Annotated in this window: 10 protein-coding genes and 1 pseudogene; all 11 read right to left on the bottom strand. The window is 46.6% G+C overall.

Annotation, left to right across the window (positions count from 1 at the left end; genetic code table 11):
- Window positions 1–169: 169 nt before the first annotated feature.
- The 11 genes and pseudogenes from B5E82_RS17035 to ant(6) all read right to left on the bottom strand — a co-directional run bounded on the left by B5E82_RS17035 (window position 170) and on the right by ant(6) (window position 10,763).
- Window positions 170–895, bottom strand: coding sequence for a hypothetical protein (locus B5E82_RS17035; RefSeq protein WP_162610813.1), 726 nt, complete (start codon window positions 893–895; stop codon window positions 170–172).
- Between the two features lie 149 nt (window positions 896–1,044).
- Window positions 1,045–1,260 carry a transposon-transfer assisting family protein gene (locus B5E82_RS17030; protein WP_087308723.1) on the bottom strand — a complete coding sequence of 72 codons (216 nt, stop codon included), beginning with the start codon at window positions 1,258–1,260 and terminating at the stop codon, window positions 1,045–1,047.
- A gap of 1 nt (window position 1,261) precedes the next feature.
- Entirely contained in the window at window positions 1,262–4,555 is a 3,294-nt protein-coding gene (locus tag B5E82_RS17025) for an LPD16 domain-containing protein (RefSeq protein WP_087308722.1), read from the bottom strand.
- Between the two features lie 78 nt (window positions 4,556–4,633).
- Entirely contained in the window at window positions 4,634–5,782 is a 1,149-nt protein-coding gene (locus tag B5E82_RS17020; RefSeq protein WP_087308721.1) for a hypothetical protein, read from the bottom strand.
- Window positions 5,779–6,288, bottom strand: a complete 510-nt coding sequence (locus tag B5E82_RS17015) for a DUF4365 domain-containing protein (RefSeq protein WP_087308720.1) — start codon at window positions 6,286–6,288, stop codon at window positions 5,779–5,781. The genes B5E82_RS17020 and B5E82_RS17015 overlap by 4 nt, the downstream gene beginning before the upstream one ends.
- A 69-nt stretch (window positions 6,289–6,357) precedes the next feature.
- Window positions 6,358–6,636, bottom strand: a complete 279-nt coding sequence (locus tag B5E82_RS17010) for an immunoglobulin (RefSeq protein ID WP_087308719.1) — start codon at window positions 6,634–6,636, stop codon at window positions 6,358–6,360.
- Window positions 6,633–7,328 (bottom strand): annotated as a pseudogene (locus B5E82_RS17005) (DNA topoisomerase); the annotation flags it as partial. The gene B5E82_RS17010 and the pseudogene B5E82_RS17005, both read right to left, overlap by 4 nt.
- A gap of 18 nt (window positions 7,329–7,346) precedes the next feature.
- Complete coding sequence (locus B5E82_RS17000) at window positions 7,347–7,505, bottom strand: transposon-encoded TnpW family protein (protein ID WP_080630487.1); 159 nt, start codon at window positions 7,503–7,505, stop codon at window positions 7,347–7,349.
- Between the two features lie 64 nt (window positions 7,506–7,569).
- A complete protein-coding gene (locus B5E82_RS16995) occupies window positions 7,570–9,117 on the bottom strand; it encodes a MobA/MobL family protein (RefSeq protein WP_087308725.1) in 1,548 nt (515 codons plus the stop codon).
- A gap of 278 nt (window positions 9,118–9,395) precedes the next feature.
- Window positions 9,396–9,749 carry a hypothetical protein gene (locus B5E82_RS16990; RefSeq protein ID WP_087308718.1) on the bottom strand — a complete coding sequence of 118 codons (354 nt, stop codon included), beginning with the start codon at window positions 9,747–9,749 and terminating at the stop codon, window positions 9,396–9,398.
- A gap of 141 nt (window positions 9,750–9,890) precedes the next feature.
- Window positions 9,891–10,763 (bottom strand): aminoglycoside 6-adenylyltransferase, encoded by an 873-nt coding sequence (ant(6), locus tag B5E82_RS16985; protein WP_002582178.1) that lies wholly within the window; start codon window positions 10,761–10,763, stop codon window positions 9,891–9,893.
- Between the last annotated feature and the right edge of the window lie 43 nt (window positions 10,764–10,806).

Here is a 10,806-nt window from a genome sequence, read left to right as displayed (position 1 = left end):
CCTGATAATTTCGACTTTTTCTTCTGCATTTAATTTACTTTTTTGCGACATAGAATTGCTCCCTTTATGATTACAGTTTATTTTTTTCACTGTCTCTCATAAAGGGAGCATATCATTTCTGATTTCCTGCTTGATGAAGCCTGTTTGGTTGGAAAATAGCATTATAATTTTATATTGGTGAAATATAAACTTTTACACATACCCTATCACCACCAAGTGCTTCAAGATCTGAAATTAATCCATAGGGATTGCTTAGTAAACTTCCTTTGTCATAAACAAAGCAGACGAGCGTTCGGCATCTATCTCCATATCGGGCAATATCGATTGCAAGTTGCTCTCCAACTTCCTTGTCCCTCAATCCATTTCTAGTCATTTTCGTTTCAATATATGTTTCATATTGGGGCAAGTAAAAATCTGTTCTTGAATTTCCACCAGCATAGCTTGGAATATAGTCTTCTGGCCGAACATCATCGATAAAGAGGCGTAATATCCCTTGAAGTAAATCTTGAACATCGTACTCATCATTAATTTCCAATGTTTGTCGATTTCCATGCCGATTTAAGATGGAACGCGCACATCTATGAAAATTAACACAAATCTTTTCAAGGATTGTATCGATACTTTCAGAAGATACTGCAGGCGGTATATCGGCAAATGCCTTTAGGATTCCAATCAATCGATCAAGTTGTTTCGCATCATTTCCATTTGCGCCCCTTGCTATATCAGAAAATTCTAATGTCTGAGGATCATCAGGAAATTGCTGACGCAATAATCTTTCACAATAAGTTAGCCACTCCGCATATCGATCACCACTTACAATAGGAATAATCTCAGTTCGAGTACAAGTTGACTTGATTTCAATGCCTTCCTCAATCAATTCTTGTATTGTTTTCATCCTTTATACCTCTCTCGAATATTTTCTCAGTATACCGTTTTCCAACATTATACTTTATTCAGGCAAAGAAGTATAGGAAAGTTTTCAAGAAATACCTTATAAGAGCCGACTAACTAATCTTTCGAAAAATTACGCTGCGACCTATAAATTCACTGTTCGAAGTCCGGGTACAGCTCCAGCTCGGCAAACTCGGCGTCGCTCATGGCCTGGAGCTTACCCAGGGCGCTGTCGGTCAGCTCCCGCAGTTCGGCTTCCTCCGGCGAAAGCTCGCCGCGCATCTCGGTCAGAGCCTCGATCAGCCCGGTGCGGCTGCCGGTGTTGTAGATACAAAGCAGGTTCGTTTCCTCAAAAGTGAAGTTTCCCATTTCAAATCTCCCTTTCCGCGCTCTTTTTTGGCGCTGTCTTTTTGTGTTCCGCCTTGGGCTGGCTTTTCAGCTGCTCCATGACGGACTTTTTCTTTTCCCGGTCCTCCCGGTGGGCGGCGGCAGCCAAATCCATGAGAGAGATCGGCTGGCCGCTGCGGGCCTGCTGTTCCAGCTGGGCCACTGTCGGCTCTTTGGGGCCGTTGTTGATGATGCCGTCGATCATGCCGTAGTCATCCTCCGCAGCCATTTCTGCGTTTTTCAGCGGATTGTCCGGCAGAAATCCGGGAACCTGCTGAAAGCCGAAGCTGTCGCAGTAATGACAGGATACCTTGCCGTCCCGCTTGATGGCAACGATGTCGCTGACACTCATGGACGGGTGGCCGTAATCGGCGGGATGTTCATTGTTGAAACGGTAAAAGAGCTGTTCGGTGGTATCGCCTTTCAGGTCAGAGGGCAGCAGCGGAGCGGTATAAACCAGCTCATAGTTATCCCGCTGCACCGTCCGCCCGATGGACTGAAGCCATTCCAGGCCCTCGTAGCGGATGTCCCGCAGCTCGTCGGTGTGCTTCACCTGATAAATGGCGAAGCAGTCCCCCTTGTGGGCGAGAAACGCCTGCTCCCGTTCCTCCTGATGGTCCATGCGGTCCTTGACCAGCTTATCAAACTCCGGGCTTTCCCCCCATTCCTCGCGGGACACGGCGAAGATGCCGTCATGGGCGTCCAGATCGGCGGTGTCAAAGGCCATAGCCGGATTTTCGCCCTCCTGGATGATATAAACGGTCAGGTCACGCTCCATCAGCTCATAGGCCCGCTCTTTGGAGAGGGGCAAAAGGTCACTGTCCAGACAGCCGCATTTCTCCAGATCGTCCTGGGTCAGCACCGGGTCCGGCATGGGATACTCGTCCAACGCCTGTTCCTGGGCATCCGGCAGCTGGGCGGCGACAGCTTCTGCGGTCTGCTGGTAGGCGGCCTCCTGCAAAGTCTCGATCATGGACAGCGGGGCATACTTGATGGACTTGCTGCCCATGCCCAGGTCCTCACAGATGTGGCCGATAGCTTCAGAACGCCCCATATTTGCTCCATCCAGCTGGCCGCCGTCCAGCTGCTTCATCGTTTCTGCATCGTAGAGGGTGTAGTCCCAGCCGGTGTCACAGGGCTGAACATGAAGATAGGCGGTATCATCCAGCACCAGCAGGGCCTCCCGGTACTCGGCGCTGAGCCGGGGACTTTCAGTATCGAAAGACAACGGAAATTCCTTATCGGAGTTCCAGTCAGTATCCACGCCCATCGCCATCGCTTCATCAGCCATCTTCACAAGGTTGGGGTCAGGTTCCGGCTCGGCCAGCTGTTCCGGTTCAGCCACCGGCACCAGCTGATCCAGGCGATCCAGCAGCTCGGCTGCTTTTGTGGCCGCTTCCCCCGGTTCACTTTCCTCGGAGAACTCCTGGAGCCAGTCCCGAACACCGCTGGCGTCTCCGCTGCGGAGTGCAGCGGTCAGCTCCCGCAGCGCATCCTCCCAATTGTCCACACGATCTCGGTATTCATAGGTATCATAGTCAAAGGAAAACTGGTCGATGTCGGCAGCCAGCTGCTCGATAGGGTCCCGCTCCGGTTCCGGGGCGGCGGTCAGGTCAATGCCTCGCTCCTTACAGATTTCCTTGTAGTTGTGCTCGATGTCGTTAATCAGCTCACAGGAAGTCTTATTGATGGTCTCCAGGCTGGCCCGCAGCTCCTTCAGCTCTTTGTCCTTGGACCAGGAAGCGATGTATCCGAAGCTGTTTTCTCCGGTCTGGATACCGAAATACTGGCAGACCGCATAGGAAATGCTCTCGGCCTCCACTTCCTCGGTGTTGCGGTTCTTGGCGGCCTGTTTCACCGCCGTCAGATCTTCCTCCACCTCCAGCCGCCACTCAAACTGATTCTCGTCCACATAGCGCCAGCCATCCTCGGAGGCGGCCTGCTCTGCCTCCGCTTCGGTGGCAAAGTCCAGGCGGAAGTCCTGCTTGGTGCCGCCCTCACTCACCATCACGATCTTCCAGGTCGGCTCCGCTTCATACTTTTTGGGGTCATGGAGTTTGCTGTGCGCGGTCTCATGGACGGCGGCGGAAATGGTCTGTACCTCACTCATGCCTTCCCGGAGGGCGATCCGCTGCTGCTCGGAGGAAAAATAGCCGTCCATGTTCTCGGCCATCGGCTCAAACCCGATGGGAACCGGGGCGGAGCGCCGCACCGCCTCCAGGAACGCCTCATAGTGCGGCACCGTCCCGGACAGGCTGGAGGCCAGCTCCGGCAGAGGCTTTCCGTCCGTCTGCGAAACATCAAACACCTTAACCGGGCGGAACATGGGGATTTCGATTTCCTTTTCCTCCATGACCGCCTTGCCATCCGCGTCCAGGATGGGGGCATGGGTGTCCGGGTCGCGCTTCATTTCCTCGATCTTCTTTTTGTAGGGCGTGGGGGCGATGATGGTAATGCCATGCTCACCCTTTTTCACATGGCGTTCAAACTGGTTTTTCCATTTGTTGAACCCGGCCACCAGGGTGGCGTCCGGGCGCTGCATATAGATGAGCATGGTGTTGTTGACGGAGTAGCGGTGGAACTTGGACATAACGGACAGGTAGCGCATATACTTCTCGCTCTCGAACAGCTCCTTGATACCCTGTTCAATGCCCGCCGTGATTTCCTGCAACCGCTCCCGGTTGGTGGGCTTATCAGCCATGAATTTCACTCTCCTTTCCAAATTGGCGATTTCTGATTGATGTTCGGCAATCCACAGCTTTTGTTCCTCCGGGCCGTCCTCCAGGAAAAAATCCAACAGATAGCCCGTATAGTCCTTTTTCTGAATTGCCTCCATAAAACGGGGATGAGGATTTTCTTCCGGCGTTTTGGGAGAATAGTCGGTTTCCCACTTTCTCAGCAGATGATAGTAGTCAGCCAGGACACGAAAGGCATGGTCCCGATCCTCTTTGAACTTCTGTGCCTCGGTTTTCTGCCGGACATAGCGCCTCCGGGGAGGGGCCTGACTGTCATAAGCCAGGCCAAAATCCTGGGCCAGCTTCTCAGCGGCCTCCTTGGGAGACAGATTGTAGAGCCGTGCGGTGAAGTCGATCACATCGCCGGTAGCTCCGCAGCCGAAGCAGTAGAAGTATTCCTCGTTCAGCTTCATGCTGGGATTTTTGTCATCGTGGAACGGACAACAGGCCATACCGCTCCGGTTGACCTCGATTCCGTACATCTGCGTTGCTTCCCGGACGGTGACGGACTGCTTGACGGCCTCAAAGGTGTTTTGTGCCATCTCTCTAATCCTTCCATCTAAATTTGAACAAAAAAAGAGCAACCAAAACGGTTGCTCTTAAATGATGTTTTGAGGTTGTCAATCAATAATTCCAAAAGATTCACATTCCATTGTCGGTCTTTTACCGGGTAATAGTTCGCCAATTATTTCAACATGTGACCCTTTTTCATGGGCTTCAATCGCCTTATCATAATCAGCTTTTTCTAATTTAATAGTAACAGTCTTACGCTGTTCTGCTTCATCAAGATAAACAACGGTAATTTTGCCTGTTGTCCTTGTTTGGACATCTGGCGAGGATTCAAGTTTTTTGATTCTACCAATAATTTTTGTTGCTTTGCTTGTTTCCTCTTTCAGTTTATCAATAGTCGTCTGAATTGGTTGATAGTAATCATGGGTCAGCATTACTCGCTGTTGCACATTGGCTGGAGGGGTTACAACAGGAGACCATTCTGCTAAAAACTCAACACCCGTGTTCTCAGAGCTTAAATTTAACCCAACCAACGCTTCATAAAAATTAGCACTTATTGTATTATCGCCATTTAGGTCAAGTAATTGGGAGATCTCTCCCTCGTCTATATGCTTTTTAATAATTGCAACATTAGTCATCAAACGACTTGTAACTTTTCTGGTAAGAGAATTTCTGCATTCCTCCTCTTCAGAAAAAATACTCAGTTGGCGAAAACCATTGCTTATATCAAGCTCGGCAAAGGGGCATACAACGGAGACAACATAGCTTCCAATCTCTGTCTGCCCATATCGGCAATTAGAAAGAAACGACAAAATTGCATCATCTACACGCCCTTGGTGATATTTTTTGGGGTGTATAATATCTAATGCTGTTGCTGCTAATAGTTTTTTTGCGTTTTCATACATCCTAATCGCATCGTCAAATAGTATACTTCCTGTTTCGACACCTTTTTTGTCTAACCGTATCTTCAATATGTCGGTATTAGGATTCAACAGATAAAGCATTAATTGCTCAATGGATTTAGATTCTACTTCTGCTACTATACTAACTGCTTTATACATTGCCTCTCGGTAATCTCGCAGAATCTTTTCCATAGGGATTGTAACTTGATAAAAATTATCTCCCCGTTCAAGTTGAAATACCCTGATATAGTCCTTTTTTGTTGGGTAATATGTCCATCCTGTATCTTTGAGATATTTCACAAAGGCAAACGGGTTGATCTTTTCGGTTAATTCCAAAAAATCAATGGAATAAATCATTCCCATTCCTCCTTTGCTATTTTATTTAAGATGTCACATAAAGTTGAATCATTAATCACATTCTTTTTGTCAATCTTCACATTCACAGAATCCTTATTATGAGACTCAGCTTCACCTGAAAAACTGGCCCAATACATACAGCCCCTTAAAAGGAGTTCCTCTGTTGACCATCTAACCCATTCTTCTTGAGATTCCGGCAAAATAAGTAGTCCTAAAACGACAGGGGTTGTAGAAGGAGAACATAAATCGTTATAATTTTTTACCTTGAGTTTATAACTAATGGTGTTTCCATTATCGGTGTATTGAGAAAGTGAAGATGTGCATTTCAATTGAATTCTTAATTCCGCATTGTACTTACGACCATCTCCCAACACAATTTGCTTTTTTAGTATTCCATCTGTGCTATCATCATCATGCCGTATAATGTCATAAGAAATGCCAGAATATGCGCATAGCGCAGAAATATAGCTTATACTAATATCTTCTTTAATCTGTGAAATTTCCATTGCGCACCTCCTCACATTTATATTCACATTATAGCACATTCAGATAAGGCGTCTATAAGAAATGGCCCTTTAATAAGTATTTTTCTTTTGTGGTGGTACAATGCCCAAAGCTTTGGCCCGTTCACTGGCTGCTTTGCGGCGCTCGGCGCTGTACGGCTCCCGGACCGATACGCAGCGTTTAGGGACGAGAAAGGTCTGCCGGTCCTTTTTTACGATCTGATCCGGGTATTTCTCCGCCAGCCGCCGCAGCTTCTCCAGCAGCCGAGGATCATGGGTATAGACCTCGGCGGCGGCCTCGGCCTGGTTGTAGAGGATGATGGTTTCCTGTTCATAGAGGGAGAGCTTCATCGTTTGCCGCCTTTCTGCCGGTCAAAGGCCAGCTTGAAATTGGCGTACTTCCCATCGTCCTCCAGCACCACGGTGGCGTCATAGGTCTTGCCGGTTTTCTCGGAGTACAGGCCGGTCACATGGGCGCGGCCATCTTTGAGTAGCGCCGTCACGACGGCCTTGGTGGGCTGCTTGCGCTTCAGCTCCCACCACTTGTTGTTTTTCCAGATAGCAAATTTGCAGCCCTCGTTCTGGCAGAAGAACCCCTTTTGCAGCTCCGCCACATCGCCACCGCAGCGGGGGCATTTGCCCACCACTTCGCGGGGCGGAGTGAACAGATACTCGGTGCCTTTAATCATCCGATAGGTTCTCACCAGCTCCTGGAGCATGGCGCTGATCCCGGCCATAAAGTCCTCCGGTGCCAGCTCGCCACGCTCGATCTCGCCCAGCCGGTACTCCCATTCAGCGGTCAGCAGGGGCGATTGCAGCTGCTCCGGCAGCACGGTGATAAGGGACACCGCATCATGGGACGGCAGAAGCTGCACGGTTTTCTTGTTCTTTTTGCGCTCCAGAAAGCCGGTGGACACCAGCTTTTCCAGGATACCGGCGCGGGTAGCCGGGGTCCCCAGCCCCTTGCGCTCGGCGTCCTCCGGCATATCGTCCTTCCCAGCAGTCTCCATCGCAGAAAGCAGCGTATCCTCTGTGAGGATTTGTCAATGTAGGATGTGGATTTATTTCTTTTTGCTGGTACATTCATTCATAATCAGCGTATTCACGCTGTCCGTAAAAGTCCGCTTGGTATTCTGCGGAAAATGCACTCTTACCCGATAAGTGGTATTACCTATCTTTTTCTTGAAATGCTCTGTATTCACTTTCTTGCTTTCTTCCATGTTCTTCTCCCTTCACGCAAAAAGGACAGCTACAAACCAATGCTTGTAAACTGCCCTCTCACTGTCATAATGACTGTTCATTTTTCTTCCTGCTGTGTATCTGACTATGCTGTTTCTTCTCGGCTTCTCGGGTCATGGCAAGCATTTTTCTGTTATGCTCAATAACCTCTGTTGACGCAAGCTCCGTAACCACTCTTGCATAGTCGGGATTGCTCTCCTGCAATCGTTCTTCCAGTTTCGTCTTTTCCGCTGTCCATTTCTTCGGTGTAATCTTCTCATCAGAGGACAGCATTTTCTTCAATTCTGCACGATAACTGTCGTAATCTCTAAGCTCCGTTTCATGCTCCTTATCATATTTACGCTTGGCAAATCCTTTCAGTGAATTACTGGTCTTATGATACACGATATAAGGTTCATACTCGCTGTATGCCACAAGCAACTGCTCCAGTCTTGCTATCTGCTCCGCAATTTGCTGTCGCTCCGCTGACAACTTCTCATAGGCTGGCTCTCGCTGCGTCTTAAACTCCTGCAACTGCTCAAAGCTCTCAATCTGATTTGCAACAACAAACCTCTCCATTCTGTCCTGCTCCTGCAAAGCCTGTCTTTGTGAAATCTTCCTCACATATTTGCTCTTGATTACTGGCAATTCCAGTCTGCCCTTTTTGCCGACAACTGCCCTAATCATATCAAGGACTTCATTTGCAGTATTTCGTACTGCTTCAACTGGCTTGGAATTAACAAGCTTCTGCAACTGTTCCTCTGCCTTTGCCACAAGCATTTTTGCAGTAAGAATAGCCTTATTCTGCTCCATTATCCTGCGGTTGACATTTCCTCTCTCGGTCTGTATTCCTGCCCTTTCCAGCGCACTGGCTTTCTCTCCCAAATGTATCTGTGGTATGGTATCAAGCCCCTGCTCCGCAAATGACCTATGCTCCCAAAAATTCTCCCTTAATCCGTTTTTATCATTGACCGCATTTATGGTGTCAGCTAAATCCTTGCGCCACTTCCTGGCATTCTCCCTGCTGTTCCATCCAGTCACATCCTGCGTGGTGCATTTATATTGCCCATTCTTTTTTCTTATCTTGTTTCCGTCTGCGTCCAGTGCATAAATCTTCTTCTGCTTATCTCCCCATGAACCATCTTCCAAAATAGGACGCATGGTAAGCATAATATGGCAGTGAAGATTACGCTGGTGCGTATTCGGATTTTCAGAGTCATGGATGGCAAACTGCGCACACATTCCGTCATCCACAAAGTTCCTTTTCACATAATCCCTCATTACCTCTATGGCAAGCTCATAACTCCACTCATTCGGCAGATTGATTTTATATGACCTCGCCAGCTGTGCTTTGGCAGATTTACTCTCCCTCATTTCAACGGAGTTCCATAGCACCGATGGGTCTGAATATTCTGCTGGTGCATTGACCGGAAGCATGACCTCATTATGCACCAAATCCTCGGTATACTTCGGGTAATAGGTTGTTCCGTCATATTCAGAGTACATGGTGGTACGGCTGATATATGCAGACTTGTCAACTGCGGATGAACCACCTCTGCACTTTGCACCTCTTCCGATAATGGCAACTCGGGTACTTAGGTTTTTAACTGCCATAGCCACACCTCACTCTCCTGCATAGGCTGTGGCAGACCGATACTGTGGATTGTGCGGTATCGGCTGACTTTGTGAACAGTGAAGCTCCGCTCTTTGGAGCTTCACTGAACGCAAAGTATGCAAATGGGTAGGTGCGCCCTCTGCACCGAAGGGAAAGCGCAGTGTTCCCTTTTGACTGCCCTCGGCAGGCAACAGCTGTCTGCAAGACCCCTCGGAGAGCGCACATACCATCGCAGATGGTATATCTGTGCGCAACGAGAAAATCTCGTTGACTGGTCTTAGGCATTTTCGCTCTTGCCAGTACCTTCATCCCCTGCCACCTCACTTTCAGCTTTTACAACTGCATTCTCACGCTTTTCAGCACTTTCCTTTTTCACGATTTCAATAATGCGCTGGCACTGCTCCGACTTCATCCCTGAAGCAATAATTCTGTTCATCTCCTGCTCGTCAAACTGGTAGCACTCTGGAAAGTATTTATGAACAATACCACCCATCATGTACTTGTGCTGATTTTCCTCTTTGCGCTTCTGCTGACTTGCCTTTCTCTTAGCTTCTGCAAGCCTTGCCTTTGCCTGCTCCACAATCTTCTCTGCCATTAATACCTCTGCTGTTTTTTCATTGTTCTGTAACATAATTTCAATCTCCTTTTTCTTGATTTTTTGTAACAAAAAAGGTGGTCATGGTTTTATAATTTCCATGCCACCTTTAGGTGTTCGATATTAAATTAGTTCTTTGCCATAATAAATCTCATCTATTCGACAAATTGGAATTTGTCAATACCTATTACCATAAAGATATTTATTTGAAATTCTCTTTTGTGTTTCCAAATATTTTGTAACGTTTTCATCATAATCAGGATAATTATAACCAAGTGAATCTGCCACTTTTTTAGATATTTTTTTGAACAAACATAGACACAAATCAAACGATTTCCACATTTCTTCATACGAACTCATTGAATATGTATTTAGTAAGTTATCCCACAATTCTTTTGAAATATGCTTATCTAAAAATTTATAGTTTTTACCCAAACTGAAATTAAATCCTTTTTCAGTACCGACATACCAACTAATCATCCTAAGAAGTTCATGACGTAATACTTCATTCATATGGTCTATTGCAAATAGTATTTCACCACGAAGTAAGCCCTTGGATACATATGTTGCAACATTCCAAAATTCGTTACAACAGTCATCAAACTTTCTTTCTGTTGGACACTTAATGTAATAATCTTCATCTGTGGGAACTATTTCTGTTTTAATCATATTATCTTTATCTAACATGATTTTTACAAGTTTATCGCGAGTAAGATACTCCTCAAGCATTGAAACAGGTAACAAAGTTAAATCAATCTTTACACCATCATCAAAAAGCATTATATAAGAAAATCCTTTTTCTTCTGGAGGAAATAATTCCATATCTTCAGGTTTTTGCATCATAATTCTGTTACCAAAAACACTAAGCCAGTCATCGCTTTTCAAAAATTCTCCCATATCTATAACAAAAAAAGTAATATCATAATCTTGAAGATTGTCTTTTGGTATATTAACATTAGTGCGAGACCCCTCAAGAGTTACAATTCTAATTCTCTCATCTTGAAAAGCAAAATTCAAAACTAAATCGTATATTTCTTTTTCAGTCCTCATTTCATTCACCTCAATAAAATTATATCACAAAAAAAGATTGATT

This window comes from Lachnoclostridium sp. An138, from assembly GCF_002160765.1.
GTDB classification, from domain to species: domain Bacteria; phylum Bacillota; class Clostridia; order Lachnospirales; family Lachnospiraceae; genus Laedolimicola; species Laedolimicola faecalis.
Note: the sequence above shows the minus strand (reverse complement) of the source record. Positions and strands in the feature narration are given on the sequence as shown.